The organism is Streptomyces sp. YGL11-2, from assembly GCF_050054615.1.
Classification (GTDB): Bacteria; Actinomycetota; Actinomycetes; order Streptomycetales; family Streptomycetaceae; genus Streptomyces.
The window spans coordinates 159003-177048 of the sequence record NZ_JBNHIN010000013.1 but is presented as its reverse complement, the minus strand read 5'-3'; the positions used below and the strand labels follow the sequence as shown (position 1 = coordinate 177048).

Annotated in this window: 14 protein-coding genes; 13 read left to right on the top strand and 1 reads right to left on the bottom strand. The window is 72.4% G+C overall.

The window, feature by feature from the left end:
* Positions 1-134: 134 nt before the first annotated feature.
* The 9 genes from ACO1BR_RS17560 to mutM all read left to right on the top strand — a co-directional run bounded on the left by ACO1BR_RS17560 (position 135) and on the right by mutM (position 10335).
* On the top strand, positions 135-1814 hold the full coding sequence (locus tag ACO1BR_RS17560; RefSeq protein WP_426795998.1) for a DAK2 domain-containing protein: 1680 nt from the start codon (positions 135-137) through the stop codon (positions 1812-1814).
* A gap of 117 nt (positions 1815-1931) precedes the next feature.
* A complete protein-coding gene (locus ACO1BR_RS17555) occupies positions 1932-4982 on the top strand; it encodes a helicase-related protein (RefSeq protein ID WP_426796024.1) in 3051 nt (1016 codons plus the stop codon).
* Positions 4983-5142: 160 nt separating this feature from the next.
* A complete protein-coding gene (rsmD, locus tag ACO1BR_RS17550) occupies positions 5143-5742 on the top strand; it encodes a 16S rRNA (guanine(966)-N(2))-methyltransferase RsmD (protein WP_426795997.1) in 600 nt (199 codons plus the stop codon).
* A gap of 26 nt (positions 5743-5768) precedes the next feature.
* Complete coding sequence (gene coaD / locus ACO1BR_RS17545; RefSeq protein ID WP_426796023.1) at positions 5769-6251, top strand: pantetheine-phosphate adenylyltransferase; 483 nt, start codon at positions 5769-5771, stop codon at positions 6249-6251.
* A 139-nt stretch (positions 6252-6390) separates the two neighbouring features.
* Positions 6391-7476, top strand: a complete 1086-nt coding sequence (locus ACO1BR_RS17540) for an ATP synthase F0 subunit B (protein WP_426795996.1) — start codon at positions 6391-6393, stop codon at positions 7474-7476.
* Positions 7477-7655: 179 nt separating this feature from the next.
* On the top strand, positions 7656-8282 hold the full coding sequence (locus tag ACO1BR_RS17535) for a YceD family protein (RefSeq protein WP_426796022.1): 627 nt from the start codon (positions 7656-7658) through the stop codon (positions 8280-8282).
* Between the two features lie 2 nt (positions 8283-8284).
* Positions 8285-8458, top strand: a complete 174-nt coding sequence (gene rpmF / locus ACO1BR_RS17530) for a 50S ribosomal protein L32 (RefSeq protein WP_043266291.1) — start codon at positions 8285-8287, stop codon at positions 8456-8458.
* A gap of 7 nt (positions 8459-8465) precedes the next feature.
* Positions 8466-9320, top strand: a complete 855-nt coding sequence (rnc, locus tag ACO1BR_RS17525; RefSeq protein ID WP_426795995.1) for a ribonuclease III — start codon at positions 8466-8468, stop codon at positions 9318-9320.
* Between the two features lie 85 nt (positions 9321-9405).
* Entirely contained in the window at positions 9406-10335 is a 930-nt protein-coding gene (gene mutM, locus ACO1BR_RS17520; RefSeq protein WP_426795994.1) for a bifunctional DNA-formamidopyrimidine glycosylase/DNA-(apurinic or apyrimidinic site) lyase, read from the top strand.
* Positions 10336-10372: 37 nt separating this feature from the next.
* On the opposite strand, the gene ACO1BR_RS17515 is transcribed toward mutM, so the two are convergent.
* Positions 10373-11311, bottom strand: a complete 939-nt coding sequence (locus ACO1BR_RS17515; protein ID WP_426795993.1) for a CAP domain-containing protein — start codon at positions 11309-11311, stop codon at positions 10373-10375.
* Between the two features lie 131 nt (positions 11312-11442).
* Here ACO1BR_RS17515 and ACO1BR_RS17510 point away from each other — a divergent pair, with 131 nt between their 5' ends.
* The 4 genes from ACO1BR_RS17510 to ACO1BR_RS17495 all read left to right on the top strand — a co-directional run bounded on the left by ACO1BR_RS17510 (position 11443) and on the right by ACO1BR_RS17495 (position 17985).
* Positions 11443-11724, top strand: a complete 282-nt coding sequence (locus ACO1BR_RS17510; RefSeq protein WP_426795992.1) for an acylphosphatase — start codon at positions 11443-11445, stop codon at positions 11722-11724.
* A gap of 382 nt (positions 11725-12106) precedes the next feature.
* Positions 12107-12310: a hypothetical protein gene (locus tag ACO1BR_RS17505; RefSeq protein ID WP_043266296.1), complete on the top strand. Its 204-nt coding sequence runs from the start codon at positions 12107-12109 to the stop codon at positions 12308-12310.
* A gap of 334 nt (positions 12311-12644) precedes the next feature.
* Positions 12645-16319 (top strand): chromosome segregation SMC family protein, encoded by a 3675-nt coding sequence (locus ACO1BR_RS17500; RefSeq protein ID WP_426795991.1) that lies wholly within the window; start codon positions 12645-12647, stop codon positions 16317-16319.
* A 247-nt stretch (positions 16320-16566) separates the two neighbouring features.
* On the top strand, positions 16567-17985 hold the full coding sequence (locus tag ACO1BR_RS17495) for a sugar porter family MFS transporter (protein WP_426795990.1): 1419 nt from the start codon (positions 16567-16569) through the stop codon (positions 17983-17985).
* Positions 17986-18046 lie beyond the last annotated feature (61 nt).

Genomic DNA, 18046 nt, shown 5'->3' with positions numbered 1-18046 from the left:
CATCGGGCAACCGGAGCAGCATACAACGGCTGCTCCTGCAGAACGAAACTATCACGCACCTCCCGGCCCCCGCCCCGGCCTCCCCACCGGAGCGCGGCTACTGTGCGGTGCATCCCGCGATCCAGGAGGACGACGTGCCGTACCCGCTCGACGCCGCCGCCGTCCGCACCTGGTGCGGACTGGCCCTGGAGGCGCTCGGCCGGGAACGGGAGCGGATCGACGCGATCAACGTCTACCCGGTGGCCGACGGCGACACCGGCACCAACCTCTACCTGACCCTCGAATCGGCCGCCCGCGCCGTCGAGGCCGCCTTCGACGGCCACGCCTCCGCCGGCACCGCCCCCGCCCTCGCCGACGCCATCGGCGCCATGGCACACGGCGCCCTCATAGGGGCGCGGGGCAACTCCGGAACCATCCTCGCCCAGCTGCTGCGCGGCATGACCCAGGTGCTGGCGGTCGCCCCGGACGCCGGGCCGGGCTCCGCCGACGCCCTGCGGCGGGCCCTGCGCTGCGCCGCCGCCGCGGCGTACGAGGCGGTCGCGCACCCCGTGGAGGGCACCGTGCTGTCGGTGGCGACCGCCGCGGCCGACGCCGCGGAGCGGGCCGTGGCCGAGACTGCCGAGACCGCCGAGCCGGCCGAGGTCGCCCGGGCCGCCCACCGGGGCGCGAACGACGCGCTGCAGGCCACCCCGGGGCAGCTCGCGGTCCTGGGGCGGGCCGGCGTCGTGGACGCGGGCGGCTGCGGACTCGTCGCCCTGCTGGGCGCGCTCGCCGCCGCGCTGTCCGGGGAGGTCTCCGCGGCCCCCGTCGCCATACGGGCCGATGCCCCGCTCCCCGAGGCGGCCGGCTGCGGGGTACCGGGCCGGGAAGGCCCGGGAGCCGACGGCTGCGCCGACCCGCACGCCGGCGGTCCCGCCTTCGAGGTGATCTACCTCCTGGAGGCCGGCGACGCCCCGGTGGCCCGCCTGCGGGCCCGGCTCGACCGGCTCGGCGACTCGCTCGTGGTGGTCGGCGGGGACGGCCTGTGGCACGTCCACGTGCACGTCGACGACGCCGGGGCGGCGGTGGAGGCCGGTATCGAGGCGGGCCGCCCGTACCGGATCCGGATCACCCACTTCGGCGGCACCACCCGCGCCGAGGAGCCCGCCCTGGCGGCCCGCGCCGTGGTCACCGTGGTCCCGGGCACCGGGCTCGCCGGGCTCTGCGCGCAGGCCGGCGCCACCCCGGTCCCGGTACGCCCCGGGGAGCCGCCCGCCAGCGGAGAGCTGGTGCAGGCGATCCGGCAGGCCCGCGCCCGCGAGGTGATGCTGCTGCCCAACGACCCCGAGCTGCGGCACACTGCGGCAGCCGCCGCCGAGCAGGCCCGCACCGAGGGCGTACGGGTCGCCCTGATCCCCACCCGCTCCGCCGTGCAGGGCCTGGCGGCGCTGGCCGTGCACGAGCCCGGCCGCAGCTTCGACGAGGACATGGTGGCGATGACCGCGGCGGCCGGCGCCACCCGCTACGCCGAGCTGGCGGTCGCCGAGCGGCAGTCCTGGACGATGGCCGGGGTCTGCCAGGCCGGGGACGTCCTCGGCCTGATCGACGGCGATGTCGCGGTGATCGGCCCCGACCTCGCCCGGACCGCGATGACGGTGCTCGACCGGATGCTCTCCGCGGGCGGCGAAATGGTCACCCTGGTCCTCGGCGCGGACGTTCCCGATTCCCTCGCCGAGCGGCTGGAGCGGCATGTACGGGAGCACCATCTCGCGGTGGACACCGTCGTCTACGAAGGCGGCGAGTATGCGGCGCCGCTGCTGATCGGCGTCGAATAGTCGAAATAGCTGCCCCTCACCATCCCTCACCGTCCCTCACTGCCTCCGGGGAACACCGGTGAACGGCGGGCCGGGGAATGCGGTGATTGTGGCCCGCTGTCAGTGGCGTGGTGTGCAATAGGTTGCGTGGCAGCGCTCGACGAACCCCTGAAGAAAATCCTCGGCGGCACCACCGCGAAGGTGCTGGCCGAGCATCTCGACCTGCATACGGTCGGCGATCTGTTGCACCACTATCCCCGGCGCTATGCCGAGCGCGGCGAGCTGACCCGGCTGGCCGATCTCCCGCTGGACGAGCACGTCACCGTCGTCGCCCAGGTCGCCGACGCCCGCGTCCTCACGTTCAACCACGGCCGCGGCCAGCGGTTGGAAGTGACCCTCACCGACGGCAGCGGCCGTCTCCAGCTGGTCTTCTTCGGCAAGGGCATCCACAAACCGCACAAAGAGCTGCTGCCGGGAAAGCGCGCGATGTTCGCGGGCAAGGTGTCCGTCTTCAACCGCAAACTCCAGCTCGCCCACCCCGAATACCAACTCCTCGACCGCGACGCCGACAGCGAGGCGGGAGCGGTCGACGCATTCGCCAATCAGCTGATGCCGATCTACCCGGCCTGCCAACAAATGGCGTCCTGGAAGCTCGCCAAGGCGGTCGACGCGGTGCTGCCCAGCGCCCAGGACGCGGTCGACCCGCTGCCCGCGGCGCTGCGCGAGGGCCGGGCCCTGATCCCGCTCCCCGAGGCGCTGCTGAAGATCCACCGGCCGGCCAGCAAGGCGGACATCGCGGGCGCGCGCGCCCGGCTGAAGTGGGACGAGGCGTTCGTCCTCCAGGTCGCGCTGGCCCGGCGCCGCTTCGCCGAGACCCAACTCCCCGCCGTGGCACGGGCGGTGACCGAGGGCGGCATCCTCGACGCGTTCGACGCCCGGCTGCCGTTCACGCTCACCGACGGCCAGCAGAAGGTCAGCCGGGAGATCTTCGACGACCTGGCGACGGAACACCCCATGCACCGCCTCCTCCAGGGCGAGGTCGGCTCCGGCAAGGCGCAGCCGCTGGACGCCCTGGTGCTGACCCCGCGCGGTTTCCGCCCCATGGGGGAGATGGCCCCCGGCACCGAAGTGGTGGTGCCAGACGGCGGGATCGCCCTGGTGGACGGCGTCTTCCCGCAGGGCGAGCGGGAGGTCTGGCGGCTGGTGCTGTCCGACGGCAGCCGCGTCGAGGCGGACGACGAGCACCTGTGGATCGTCGGCTCCCGCAGCACGGGGGAGCGGGTGCTGACCACCCGCGAGCTGCGGGCCGATCTGCTGGGCCCCGACGGCCGGCCCCAGTGGTCCATCGCGCCGGCCACGCCGGTGGACCTCGAAGGCGGCGGGGACCGCCCGCGCGATCCGTACCTCCTGGGGCTGGACCTGGGTGGTGGGGGCGCGCACGGACGCCGGGTCCCGGACGCCTGCCGCAACGCACCGCTCAAGGACCGGCTGGCGCTGGTGCAGGGCCTGATGGACGCCGGAGGCGAGCCCGCGGAGGCCACCGCGGTGTTCCGCGGGGCGCCCGCCCCGCTGGCCGGTGACCTCGCGTGGCTGGTGCGCTCCCTGGGCGGCTGCGCCCGGATCACGCCCGTGCGGGACGGTGCGTGCAGGGTGCACCTGGCGCTGCCGGCCGCGTATCCGCCGTTCCGTGAGGCCGGCGGCGGGTGGGCGCCGCCCGAGGGCGACGACGCCTTCCGGCGCACCGTCGAGGCCGTCGAGTACGTGGGCCGCAAGCCCGTCCAGTGCATCAGCGTCGCCCACCCGAGCCGCGCCTACGTGACCGACCACTTCACCGTCACGCACAACACCATGGTCGCGCTGCGCGCCATGCTCGGCGTGGTGGACAGCGGCGGCCAGGCCGCGATGCTCGCACCGACCGAGGTGCTGGCCCAGCAGCACCACCGCTCCGTCTCGGAGATGATGGGGGAGTTGGCCGAGGGCGGGATGCTGGGCGGCTCCGACCAGGGCACCAAAGTGGTGCTGCTGACCGGCTCGATGGGCGTCGCGGCCCGGCGCCAGGCGCTGCTCGACCTGGTCACCGGCGAGGCCGGCATCGTCATCGGCACGCATGCGCTGATCGAGGACAAGGTGCAGTTCCACGACCTGGGCCTGGTCGTCGTCGACGAGCAGCACCGCTTCGGCGTCGAGCAGCGCGACGCGCTGCGCGGCAAGGGGAACAACTCCCAGGGGGAGAAGCGCACGCCGCATCTCCTGGTGATGACCGCGACCCCGATTCCGCGCACGGTCGCCATGACCGTCTTCGGCGATCTGGAGACCTCGGTCCTGGACCAACTCCCCGCCGGGCGCTCGCCGATCGCCAGCCATGTGGTGCCCGCCAAGGACAAGCCGCACTTCCTCGCCCGCGCCTGGGAACGGGTCCGCGAAGAGGTGGCCGCCGGGCACCAGGCGTATGTGGTGTGCCCGCGGATCGGCGACGACGAGGACGAAGTCGCCGCCAAGGGCGGGAAGAAGGGCGCGGCGGGCGCCAAGGGCACGGCGGCCACGGCGAGTTCACCGGAGGACATCGCGGAGAAGCGACCGCCGCTCGCCGTCCTCGACATCGCCGACCAGCTGGCCAAGGGCCCGCTCGAAGGGCTGCGGGTGGCGGCGCTGCACGGCCGGATGGCCCCGGACGACAAGGACGCCGTGATGCGCCGGTTCGCCGCCGGCGAGCTGGACGTGCTGGTCGCCACGACCGTCATCGAGGTCGGCGTGAACGTCCCGAACGCCACCGCCATGGTGATCATGGACGCGGACCGCTTCGGCGTCTCCCAGCTGCACCAGCTGCGCGGCCGGGTGGGCCGCGGCTCCGCGCCCGGCCTGTGCCTGCTGGTCAGCGAGATGCCCGAGGCCAGCCCGGCGCGCGCCCGGCTCGCCGCGGTCGCCGCCACCCTCGACGGCTTCGAGCTCTCCCGTATCGACCTCGAACAGCGGCGCGAGGGCGATGTCCTCGGCCAGGCCCAGTCCGGCGTCCGCTCCTCGCTGCGGATGCTCGCCGTCATCGAGGACGAGGAGGTGATCGCGGAGGCCCGCGAGGAGGCCACCGCGGTGGTCGCCGCCGACCCCGAGCTGACCGGCTATCCGGAGCTGCGCACCGCGCTGTCGGCGCTGCTGGACGACGAACGGGAGCAGTATCTGGACAAGGGCTGACGGCAGGGCGGGGGAGTGCCCGCCGGGTGAGATCGATCACGGCGGGAGGGCGACGCGGCCGGGCACCGCCGCGCAGGTGACGGAATATCGTGGGAGAGCGGGAGCCCACCGGGGCGCCCGTCCCTGCACCACCGACCATGCTCAACGTAAGGACGGGCCCATGACCCGCGTGATCGCCGGTACGGCCGGCGGCCGGCGCCTCGCCGTACCCCCGGGGAACGGCACCCGCCCGACCTCCGACCGGGCGCGCGAGGGCCTGTTCTCCACGTGGGAGTCGCTCGACGGGCCGCTGACCGGTGCCCGGGTGCTCGATCTGTACGGCGGTTCCGGCGCGGTCGGTCTGGAGGCGCTCTCCCGCGGCGCCGCGCACGTCCTGCTGGTCGAGGCCGACGCCCGTGCCGTCCGCACCATCCGCGAGAACGTCCGGGCGGTCGGCCTGCCCGGTGCCGAGGTCCGCGTCGGCAGGGCCGAGCAGACCGCCGCCGCCCCGGCCCCGGCCGAGCCGTACGACATCGCCTTCCTGGACCCGCCGTACGCGGTCGGCGACGACGAACTCCGCGAGATTCTGCTCACACTCCGTGGTCAGGGGTGGCTTGCCGAGGAGGCACTCGTCACCGTGGAACGGAGTACCCGAGGCGGCACGTTCCCCTGGCCGGACGGTTTCGAAGCGATCAAGGCCCGTCGCTACGGCGAGGGGACGCTTTGGTACGGTCGCGCCGCTTCGGCGTCCGCCGAATCGACGTCAACAAGCGTGTCATGAACGGACCGGAGAGCGAGGAGACGAAGTTGCGCCGCGCCGTCTGTCCGGGGTCCTTCGACCCCATCACCAACGGGCACCTGGACATCATCGCCCGTGCCTCCAAGCTGTACGACGTCGTCCATGTCGCCGTGATGATCAACCAGTCCAAGAAGGGGCTGTTCACGGTCGAGGAGCGGATCGACCTGATCCGCCGGGCCACTGCCGAGTACGGCAACGTCGAGGTCGAGTCCTTCCACGGCCTGCTGGTCGACTTCTGCAAGCAGCGCGACATCCCCGCCATCGTCAAGGGGCTGCGCGCGGTCAGCGACTTCGACTACGAACTCCAGATGGCCCAGATGAACAACGGCCTCTCCGGGGTGGAGACGCTGTTCGTCCCCACCAACCCCACCTACAGCTTCCTGTCCTCCAGCCTCGTCAAGGAGGTCGCGGCCTGGGGCGGAGACGTCTCCCACCTGGTCCCGCCGTTCGTCCTGGACGCGCTGACCGAGCGGCTCCGCCGGCAGTCGTGACCCGGTCCGCGACGCGGTGCGGGCCGACTGCCTCCGGAGGCTTTCTGATGGGGCGTCAGTAGGTGTCGGGCCGGGGGTCCCTGGCCGTACAGTCGTCCCGTTCCCTCGTTCCAACCCTGCAGAGAGTGGCGAGTCCAAGGTGGACGTCCAGAAGAAGCTCGACGACATCGTCGCAGCCGTCGGCGGTGCCCGGTCCGTGCCCATGTCGGCCTCGTGCGTGGTCAACCGCGCCGAGCTGCTCGCCATGCTGGAGGAAGTGCGTACGGCCCTGCCCGGCTCCCTCGCACAGGCCCAGGAACTGCTCGGCGGGCGTGAGCAGATGGTCGAGGAGGCGCGCGCCGAGGCGGAGCGGATCATCGAGTCCGCGCACGCCCACCGCGGTTCGCTGATCTCCGACACCGAGGTCGCCCGGCAGTCCCAGGACGAGGCGGACCGGATCCTGGCGGAGGCCCGCCGGGAGGCCGAGGAGGTCCGCGCCCAGGCCGACGACTACGTGGACAGCAAGCTCGCGAACTTCGAGGTCGTGCTCACCAAGACCATCGGATCCGTCGACCGCGGCCGCGAGAAGCTGCTCGGCCTCGACCCGGGGCCCTACGGGCCGGACTACGACGCGCAGGCGGACGCCGAGGCCCCCGAGCGCAGCTCCGACCCGGAGACCCTCAAGCGGCGCGCGGACGAGTACGTGGACACCAAGTTCGGCGCCTTCCAGGCCGTGCTGACCAAGACCCTCGAAGCGGTCGGCCGGGGCCGCGACAAGCTCCAGGGCGCCCGCGCCGTCGACGAGCTCGGCGCCCACCTGGCGGCCCAGGGCGACCCGCAGTCCGCCTCCGCGCCGCAGGCCGACGCCGAGTACCTGGCCGGCCTGGCGGGCATCGGCACCGGTCACGACTCCGCACCCCAGCAGCAGCTCCACGAGCAGCCGCAGCCCGTCTACTACACCGACCAGGCCGCCGCCTACCAGCAGCCGGACGTCTACGCCTACCAGCAGCAGCCCGAGCAGGTCTCGTACGCCCAGCACCAGGACCCGTACGCCTACGACTGGCAGCAGGCCCAGCAGCAGACCCAGCAGGGCTACGACCCGAACACCGGCTACCTCCCGCCGCAGGTGCCCGCGCAGCCCCAGCACACCGCGCAGCACCCCGGCGCACTGGACGAGACCAGCCTCTTCGACACCAGCCTGATCAACCTGGACCAGCTGCGGCAGTACGAAGAGGGCCGCCAGTAGGCGTCCCGGCCCCGGGGTGCCCGACCCGCGCGCCGGGAACGGCCGGATGCGGATTGGGCCTATCGGGGCCGGTCCAGTATCCTGGCTCTTCGGTCGCGTGTATGTCCGCGATCACTGCTGCCCGCTTGCCGCTCGTCGGCGACGGACGGCGGATACCGCAGTACAGAAAGCAGGAAGCCATCAACGCCCGCCTCGACCACCGTTCCCCGCTCGTGTTCGATACACGCGAGCTGGGTCGTCGTCCCGGCACGCTCAAGCGGCTCTCCCGCTCCGCCGAGGCCCCCGCGGACCTCGGCAACGAGGTCATCGGAGTGCCCGAGGGCGAACCGATCGAGCTCGCCCTCCGCCTGGAAGCGGTCATGGACGGGGTGCTTGTCACAGGCACCGCCCGTGCAACCGTCAAGGGGGAGTGCGTAAGGTGTCTGGAGCCGCTGGAGCAGGTGCTCGAAGCGGACTTCCAGGAGCTGTTCTCCTACCCCGACGCCGATGCCCGGACCCGCACCGCGGAGTCCGGCGACGACGCCGAGGACGAGGAGGACACCCTCCACATCGAGGACGACCTGTTCGACCTCGAACCCGTGCTGCGGGACGCGGTGGTGCTGTCACTGCCGCTGCAGCCGGTGTGCCAGGACGACTGCCCCGGCCTGTGCTCCGACTGCGGAGCGCGGCTGGCGGACGATCTGGACCACCACCACGATGCCGTCGACATGCGCTGGGCGGCACTGCAGGGACTCGCCGGGACCAACCAGGACCGCGAGAAGGACAACGTACCCCGCGACGGCGGGGATGAACCTCAGGAGAAGTAGCCGTGGCTGTTCCGAAGCGGAAGATGTCGCGCAGCAACACGCGCCACCGCCGGTCGCAGTGGAAGGCTGCGGTCCCCACCCTGGTGGCGTGCGAGCGCTGCCACGAGCCGAAGCAGCAGCACATCGCGTGCCCCAGCTGCGGCACCTACAACAAGCGCCAGGTCATCGCGGTCTGAGCGGCTGGTGACAGGCACTGTGTCTAGCCCCAAGAAGGCGGAAGACGCTCATTCGTCACCCCGCGCACGCGGGGAGGAAACGGCTCCCGCGGACACGGCCTCGTCCCACACGCTTCTGGAAGGGCGGCTCGGGTACACACTTGAGTCCGCCCTTCTGGTGCGTGCGCTGACGCACCGCTCGTACGCCTACGAGAACGGCGGTCTGCCCACCAACGAGCGGCTCGAATTCCTCGGGGATTCGGTGCTCGGCCTGGTGGTCACGGACACGCTGTACCGCATCCACCCCGACCTGCCGGAAGGCCAGCTGGCCAAACTGCGGGCCGCGGTGGTCAACTCGCGGGCGCTCGCCGAGGTGGGCCGCGGCCTCGACCTCGGCGCCTTCATCCGCCTCGGCCGGGGCGAAGAGGGCACGGGCGGCCGGGACAAGGCGTCCATCCTCGCCGACACCCTGGAAGCGGTGATCGGCGCGGTCTATCTCGACCAGGGCCTCGACGCGGCCGGCGAGCTGGTGCACCGGCTCTTCGACCCGCTGATCGAGAAGTCCTCCAGCCTGGGCGCCGGCCTCGACTGGAAGACCAGCCTCCAGGAGCTCACCGCGACCGAGGGCCTCGGTGTTCCGGAGTACCTGGTCACCGAGACCGGTCCGGACCACGAGAAGACCTTTACTGCTGCCGCCCGCGTCGGTGGTGTCTCGTACGGCACCGGCACCGGCCGCAGCAAGAAGGAAGCCGAGCAGCAGGCGGCCGAGTCCGCGTGGCGTGCGATCCGCGCCGCGGCGGACGAGGCGGCCAAGGCCAAGGAGTCACCGGCTTCCGGCGACTCGGCTCAGGCTTCCGGCGACGGCTCGTCGCCGGCACACTGAACCACTCCCTCTGACCCCGTCCGTGGCGGCCCGACCGCCGCGGACGGGGTCAGAAGTCTTTCCCGACGATGCTGAGGAGCGCCCCGTGCCCGAGCTGCCCGAGGTCGAGGTCGTACGCCGTGGCCTTGCGCGCTGGGTCAGCGGCCGGACCGTCGACGCCGTCGAGGTCCGCCACCCGCGCGCGATCCGCCGGCACACCGCGGGCGCGGCCGACTTCGCGGACCGGCTCACGGGGCTGCGGATCGGCACCGCCCGCCGGCGCGGCAAGTACCTCTGGCTCCCGGTGACCGGCGGCGGTCCGGCCGCGCAGAGCGCCGCCGAGGGCATCGCGCCGATCATCACCCCGTCCGTCACCCACGGCCTGGCGGTCCTGGCGCACCTCGGCATGAGCGGCCAGCTGCTGGTCCAGCCGCAGGACGCCCCCGACGAGAAGCACCTGCGGATCCGGATCCGCTTCGCCGACGACCTCGGCACCGAGCTGCGCTTCGTCGACCAGCGGACCTTCGGCGGCCTCTCGCTGCACGACACCGTCCCCGGCGACGCCGACCTGCTCCCCGACGTCATCGCGCACATCGCCCGCGACCCGCTCGACCCGGCCTTCGACGACGCCGCCTTCCACGACGCGCTGCGCCGCCGCCGCACCACCGTCAAGCGGGCCCTGCTGGACCAGTCGCTGATCAGCGGCGTCGGCAACATCTACGCCGACGAGGCGCTGTGGCGCTCCCGGCTCCACTACGAGCGGCCGACCGCCACCTTCACCCGCCCGCGCACCGCCGAGCTGCTGGGGCACGTACGGGACGTGATGAACGCGGCGCTGGCCGTCGGCGGCACCAGCTTCGACAGCCTCTACGTCAACGTCAACGGCGAGTCCGGCTACTTCGAGCGCTCCCTGGACGCGTACGGCCGCGAGGACGAACCGTGCCGCCGCTGCGGTACGCCGATCCGCCGACGCCCCTGGATGAACCGCTCCAGCTACTTCTGCCCGCGCTGCCAGCGCCCGCCCCGGCCGCGCTGAGCCGGACCGGCCCGGCGACCCGCACCGGGCGGCGGGCTCAGAAGCCGAACTCCTGGGTCCACCACGGGCCGCCCGGCCCGAAGTGCGCGCCGACGCCGAGGGTCCTGTACTCGCAGTTCAGGATGTTGGCGCGGTGCCCCGGGCTGTTCATCCAGGTGTCCATCACGGCCCGGGCGTCGGCCTGGCCGCGGGCTATGTTCTCGCCGCCGAGGTCGGTTATCCCGAGAACGCGGGCCCGGTCCCACGGGGTGTGGCCGTCCGGATCGGTGTGGCCGAAGAACCCCCGCTGCGCCATGTCCTCGCTGAAATGCTGGGCCAGACCGTCCAGTTGGCTGCTGTCGGCCACCGGCGAGCAGCCGGCCGTCGCGCGCTGCTGATTGACCAGCGAGAGCACCTGCGCCGCGGCGGACGTCCCGGTTTCGGGGGCCTTCGACGCCGTCGCCGAGCTCGTGGGCGCCGGGCTCGTGGGCCGGCCGGTGGGCTGCGCGGACTGCGGTGCACCGGGCGTTGCGGCGGGTGGGGCGGAGGCCCGGCCCGCCGACGGGGAGGCGCTGGGGGCGGGGGAGGAGGGGGTGTCGGTGGCGGCGGGCTGTCCGGTGCCGGGGGTCGCGGGCTGCCCGCCGCCACCGCTGCTGCCGGTCGCCGGGTCCGTGGCACCGGTCGGTGCCGCGGAGCGGCTCTCCTGGGGCTGCAGGTCCGGCAGTGCACCGGCGCGGACCCGGTCGGCACGGTGGCCGTCGCCGCCCACCACGAACTGGCCGCCGCCGGGGACGAGTCCGGACGCGACCGCCACCGCCCCCATCGCCATCGCGGCGGAGGCGCCGAGCAGTCCGGTGCGCACCGGGGCCGACCGGCGGGGCCGGGCGGCGTGATGGGCGCGGTGGCGGGCGGCCTGCGGCGCGTCTGTCGGTCCGTCAACTGGCCCCGTACCAGGGGATTCGGGCGCGTGGGGAGCAGAGCGTCGGTGGCGGCCCATCCGCGGTGGTTCCTTCCGTCAGCGTCACATCGACTCACCCGAAAGAGTGAGCCTTCGCTGTCGGGGGACTGTACGCCATGACGGGAGGGGCCGAAGTTCCTCCTGAGCAATTGGCCGGTTAACGTGCACACATGGAGGAAGACGTGCGGATGACCGCCTGGGTACGCGGCCGGGTCCAGGGAGTTGGGTTCCGCTGGTTCACCCGTGCGAACGCTCTGCGCATCGGCGAACTCGTCGGCTTCGCGGTCAATCTCGGCGACGGCCGGGTCCAGGTCGTCGCCGAGGGCCCGCGGGACCGCTGCGAGGAGTTGCTGGACTGGCTCCGCACCGGGGACACGCCCGGGGCCGTCGACGGCGTCACTGAGATATGGGACACGCCCCGGGGCGGCTACGACGGGTTCGCGATCCGCTGACATGGCCCGGAAAGGCCGTCGGTCCGGGGGCCGTGGCTGATCTTGGTGGTATGCCTTTGTCAGCTGCTTACAGGAGATAAGCCCTGGTGGTTGCCAACTCGGCCGACCCGTGCAAGGCTGCCGCTGTACGGATGATCTCCACGCCCCCGCGGGACGTTTCTGGGGAGTCGGCGCAGTGCCCCGAGGCCGCGCACTCTCAGGTGCCCGAGGATACGGGGTGTGATCGTGTTGACCCTCCATCCGTTTGGTGAGACTCTGGAATCCCCGCGCACCTTAGCTGTTTGGCATTGAAGGCACCTGGAGAATGACAAGCACCGCGGGTGCGAATCCCTCACGACCCACACCGCTTCGGTCGGTCACTCATTGTGGAGGACCATCCATCATGGCAAAGGCGCTTCTCGGTTACGTCGGCGGCTCCGACCCCCGAGTCCTCTCCGAGATGCGACGGCTTCAGCAGCGCGTCCAGGACCTTGAATCCGAACTTATTCGGATGCAGGCCGAGAACGACATGCTGTCGGCTGCCGCACGTCGCGACGATTCGGTGCTCGACATCGACGTACCCCAGGCGGAGCCCGCGCTCACCTGACCCCAACCCCAGGGTCGGTCGGGCTGCTCGCCAGCCGCTTGAGGCACCGCTCTTCAAGATCTGCAAGGGACGCTTCGGCGTCCCTTCGTCGTTCTCGTGGCACTTTCCCCGATGGTGGAATTCCGTCCGGCGGCCTGAATTCCGCCGGCCGGCGCCTCGCCGTCCGGTCACTTCAGTCCTCCGGTGCCTCCCTCACCGCATCATGTGCCCTGCACTTTCACCGGTGAAACCGAAAAGCGGCGCCCGCCGGATACCCGGGGGCCGTACCGGGCGGTGAGCCGGTGCCGGAATGTTGGGGACGTCCGCCGAGGAGCGGCCGGTAGAGTCCAAAGGCGTGCACCTCAAGAGTCTGACCCTGCGAGGCTTCAAGTCCTTCGCCTCCGCCACGACGCTGCGGTTCGAACCGGGCATCACCTGCGTCGTGGGCCCGAACGGTTCCGGCAAGTCCAACGTCGTGGACGCGCTGTCCTGGGTCATGGGCGAGCAGGGTGCAAAGTCGCTGCGCGGCGGGAAGATGGAGGACGTCATCTTCGCCGGGACGACCGGCCGGCCACCGCTGGGCCGGGCCGAGGTCTCGCTCACGATCGACAATTCCGACGGCGCGCTGCCCATCGAATACGCCGAAGTCACCATCACCCGGATCATGTTCCGGAATGGCGGCAGCGAGTACCAGATCAACGGCGACACCTGCCGGCTGCTGGATATCCAGGAACTCCTTTCCGACTCCGGTATCGGCCGCGAGATGCATGTCATCGTCGGCCAGGGCCAGCTCGACTCCGTTCTGCACGCCGATCCGATGGGCCGCCGGGCGTTTATCGAGGAGGCGGCCGGCGTCCTCAAGCACCGCAAGCGCAAAGAGAAGGCGCTGCGGAAGCTGGACGCGATGAAGGCCAATCTCGCCCGCGTACAGGATCTGACCGACGAGCTGCGGCGGCAGCTCAAACCGCTGGGGCGGCAGGCCGCGGTCGCCCGGCGGGCCGCCGTCATCCAGGCCGATCTCCGCGACGCCCGGCTGCGGCTGCTCGCCGATGATCTCGTCACCCTGCGCCGGGCGCTGGCCGCGGAGATCGCCGACGAGGCGGCGCTCAAGGAGCGCAAGGAGGCGGCGGAGGCCCGGCTGCGGACCGCCCAGCAGCGTGAGGCGGCGCTGGAAGAGGAGGTGCGTACCCTCACGCCGCGGGTGCAGCGGGCCCAGCAGACCTGGTACGAGCTGTCGCAGCTCGCCGAGCGGGTGCGCGGCACGACCTCGCTGGCCGAGGCGCGGGTCAGGAGCGCCTCGGCGGCTCCGCCGGACGAGCGGCAGGGCCGCGACCCGGAGGACATGGAGCGGGAGGCGGCCCGGATCCGCGAGCAGGAGGCGGAGTTGACGGCCGCGCTGGAGGCGGCGAGCCGGGCGCTGGAGGACACCGTCGAGCACCGGGCCGGGCTGGAGCGGCAGTTGGCCGACGAGGAGCGGCGGCTGCGGGATGCCGCCCGGGCCATCGCCGACCGGCGCGAGGGGCTGGCGCGGCTGAGCGGCCAGGTCACCGCGGCGCGCGGCCGGGCCGCCTCGGCGCAGGCGGAGATCGGCCGGCTCACCGAGGCCCGGGACGCGGCCCGGGGTCGGGCGGTGGCCGCCCAGGAGGAGTACGAGCAGCTCAAGGGCGAGGTCGCGGGACTGGACGCGGACGACGCGGAGACCGGGGAGCGGTACGAGGCGGCCCGCCGGGAGCTGGCCGCGGCGGAGGCCGCGCTGACCGCCGCGCGGGAGGCGCTGACCGCGGCCGAGCGCGAGCGCGCCGCGACGGCGGCGCGGCACGACGCGCTGGCGCTCGGACTGCGCCGCAAGGACGGCACCGGTGCGCTGCTGGCGGCCACCGACCGGCTGAGCGGGCTGCTCGGCCCGGCGGCGGAACTGCTGACGGTCACCCCCGGGTTCGAGATCCCGGTGGCGGCGGCGCTCGGTGCGGCGGCTGACGCGGTCGCGGTCACCGACACGGCCACCGCCGCCGAGGCCATCCGGCTGCTGCGCAAGGAGGACGCCGGACGGGCGGCGATGGTGCTCGGCGGGAGCCGGGCGGTGCGGGTACCGGCGCCGGCGCGTGCGGTGGAGGCCGTGGCGGCGGTGGAGGTCGCCGGGCGGGTCGGCGGCGACGGCGCCGGTGGCGCCGAGGCGGCCGGTGTGGACGCGGGCGCGCCCGGGGCCGGGGCGGCGGTCGCCGGTGCGGGGCCGGTGCCCGCTCAGGAACTGGTCAACGGGCCGCGGGAGTTGACGGCGGCGGTGGCCCGGCTGCTGCGGGACGTGGTGGTGGTCGGGACGCTGGAGGAGGCCGAGGAGCTGGTGGCCGGCCGGCCCGAGCTGACGGCGGTGACCGCGGAGGGCGATCTGCTCGGGGCGCACTTCGCGCACGGCGGTTCGGCCGGGGCGCCGAGTCTGCTGGAGGTGCGGGCGTCCGTCGACGAGGCGGCGGCCGAGCTTGCGGAGCTGGGATCCCGCTGCACGGAGCTGGCCGTGGCGCAGCGGGCGGCGGCGCAGCGGCGTACCGAGTGCGCCGCGCTGGTCGAGGAGTGGGACGGGCGGCGGCGGGCGGCGGACCGGGAGAAGTCGAAGGTCGCCGGGGACCTGGGGCGGCTCGGCGGGCAGGCGCGGGCCGCCGCCGGCGAGGCCGAACGTTCCGCCGCGGCGGTCGCCCAGGCCGAGGAGGCGCTGGTGCGGGCCACCGAGGAGGCCGAGGAGCTGGCCGAGCGGCTCGCGGTGGCCGAGGAGGAGCCGGGCGACGAGGAGCCCGACACCTCCGTACGCGACCGGCTGGCCGCGGACGGCGCCAATGCCCGGCAGACGGAGATGGAGGCCCGGCTCCAGGCGCGGACGCACGAGGAGCGGGTCAAGGGGCTCACCGGGCGGGCGGACGCACTGGACTGGGGGGCGCGGGCGGAGCGCGAGGCGCGGGCGCGGGCCGAGCGGCGGCGGGCCCGGCTGCGCCATGAGGCGGCAGTGGCCGGGGCGGTGGCTTCCGGGGCGCGGCAGCTGCTGGCGCATGTCGAGGTGTCGCTCGTACGGGCCGAGGAGGAGCGGGCCGCCGCGGAACGGGCCAAGGCCGAGCGGGAGCAGGCGCTGGTGGCCGAGCGCGGCCAGGGCCGGGAGCTGAAGGCCGAGCTGGACAAGCTGACGGACTCGGTCCACCGGGGCGAGGTGCTGGGGGCCGAGAAGCGGATGCGGATCGAGCAGTTGGAGACCCGGGCGCTGGAGGAGCTGGGGGTGGAGCCGGCGGTCTTGATGGCGGAGTACGGCCCGGACCAGCCCGTTCCGCCGTCGCCGCCGGCCGAGGGCGAGGAGCTGCCGGAGGACCCCGAGCACCCGCGCAACCAGCCCGTGCCCTACGTACGCGCGGAGCAGGAGAAGCGGCTGCGGGCCGCCGAGCGGGCGTACCAGCAGCTCGGGAAGGTGAACCCGCTGGCGCTGGAGGAGTTCGCGGCGCTGGAGGAGCGCCACCAGTTCCTCAGCGAGCAGCTTGACGACTTGAAGAAGACCCGGGCCGACCTGCTGCAGGTGGTCAAGGAGGTCGACGAGCGGGTGGAGCAGGTCTTCACGGAGGCGTACCACGACACCGCGCGGGAGTTCGAGGGCGTCTTCTCGCGGCTCTTCCCGGGCGGCGAGGGCCGGCTGGTGCTGACGAACCCGGACGACATGCTGGCGACCGGGGTGGATGTGGAGGCGCGGCCCCCGGGGAAGAAGGTCAAGCGGCTCTCGCTGCTGTCGGGCGGTGAGCGATCGCTGACGGCGGTGGCGCTGCTGGTGTCGATCTTCAAGGCGCGGCCCAGCCCGTTCTACGTGATGGACGAGGTCGAGGCGGCGCTCGACGACACCAACCTCCAGCGGCTGATCCGGATCATGGAGGAGCTCCAGGAGAGCTCCCAGCTGATCGTGATCACGCACCAGAAGCGCACGATGGAGGTCGCCGACGCGCTCTACGGCGTCTCGATGCAGGGCGACGGCGTCTCGAAGGTGATCAGCCAGCGGCTGCACTGAGCGCCAGGGGGAGACCGCACCGCGTCACCGTCCGCCACATCTTTCGAAGATCAATTCAGGACTTGAACGAGGCGCGCCGCTGTCTTGTGGGAAACAAATCAGTTACGCACTATTGACTTCGAAACTTGAAGGCATAGTCTCTGCAACGTTGCTTTTACCTTCAAGTGGTGGGTGTCCCCAAGCTATGCACCACTTGTAGTGCCAGCCCCCTACGCCCGGCAGCGCAGCCGGGCCACTGGAGTTCACGTTGACCAGCACCGCGCAGCCGACGGTCCCGGAAGGCCGCAAGGCCCACCCCGACCACCTCGGCCATGTCATCTTCATCACCGCGGCTGCCGCGATGGGCGGCTTCCTCTTCGGTTATGACAGCTCCGTCATCAACGGCGCCGTGGAGGCGATCCGCGGCCGTTACGACGTCGGGTCCGCCGGCCTGGCGCAGGTGATCGCCATCGCGCTGATCGGCTGCGCCATCGGCGCCGCCACCGCCGGCCGGATCGCCGACCGGATCGGCCGGATCCGCGTGATGCAGATCGCCGCGACGCTCTTCACCATCAGCGCCATCGGCTCCGCCCTGCCGTTCGCCCTCTGGGACCTGGCGATGTGGCGCGTGCTGGGCGGTATCGCGATCGGTATGGCCTCGGTCATCGGTCCGGCCTACATCGCCGAGGTCTCGCCGTCCGCCTACCGCGGCCGGCTCGGCTCCTTCCAGCAGGCCGCGATCGTCGTCGGTATCGCCATCTCCCAGCTCGTCAACTGGGGCATCCTCAACCTCGCCCACGGCGACCAGCGCGGCAAGATCGCCGGCCTGGAAGCCTGGCAGTGGATGCTCGGCGTGATGGTGATCCCGGCCGTCCTCTACGGTCTGCTGTCCTTCGCGATCCCCGAGTCGCCGCGCTTCCTGATCTCCATCGGCAAGACCGACCGCGCCAAGGAGGTGCTGGCCGAGGTCGAGGGCCACGCCGTCGACCTCGACGCCCGGGTCGTCGAGATCGAGGAGGCGATGCGCAGCGAGCACAAGTCGACCTTCAAGGACCTGCTCGGCGGCAAGGGGGGCTTCCTGCCGATCGTCTGGGTCGGCATCGGGCTCTCCGTCTTCCAGCAGCTGGTCGGCATCAACGTCGCCTTCTACTACTCCTCGACGCTGTGGCAGTCCGTCGGGATCAACCCCGAGAGCTCGTTCTTCTACAGCTTCACCACCTCGATCATCAACATCATCGGCACCGTGATCGCGATGATCTTCGTCGACCGGATCGGCCGCCGCCCGCTGGCACTGATCGGCTCGGCCGGTATGGCCGTCGCGCTCGGCCTGGAGGCGTGGGCCTTCTCCGCCAAGTCCGCCGCCGGCACCCTGCCGACCGCCGAGGGCACCATCGCCCTGATCGCCGCCCACGGCTTCGTCCTCTTCTTCGCGCTCTCCTGGGGCGTCGTGGTCTGGGTCTTCCTCGGCGAGATGTTCCCGAACAAGATCCGCGCCGCCGCGCTGGGCGTCGCCGCCTCCGCGCAGTGGATCGCCAACTGGGTCATCACGGCCAGCTTCCCGAGCCTGTCCGACTGGAACCTCTCGGGCACCTACGTGATCTACATGGTCTTCGCCCTGCTCTCGATCCCCTTCGTGCTCAAGTACGTGAAGGAGACCAAGGGCAAGGCGTTGGAGGAGATGGGCTAACCCCCCGCCAGTCCGTCTCCTCAGTTGTGGCTGCTGCCCCCGGCTCACCCGAGCCGGGGGC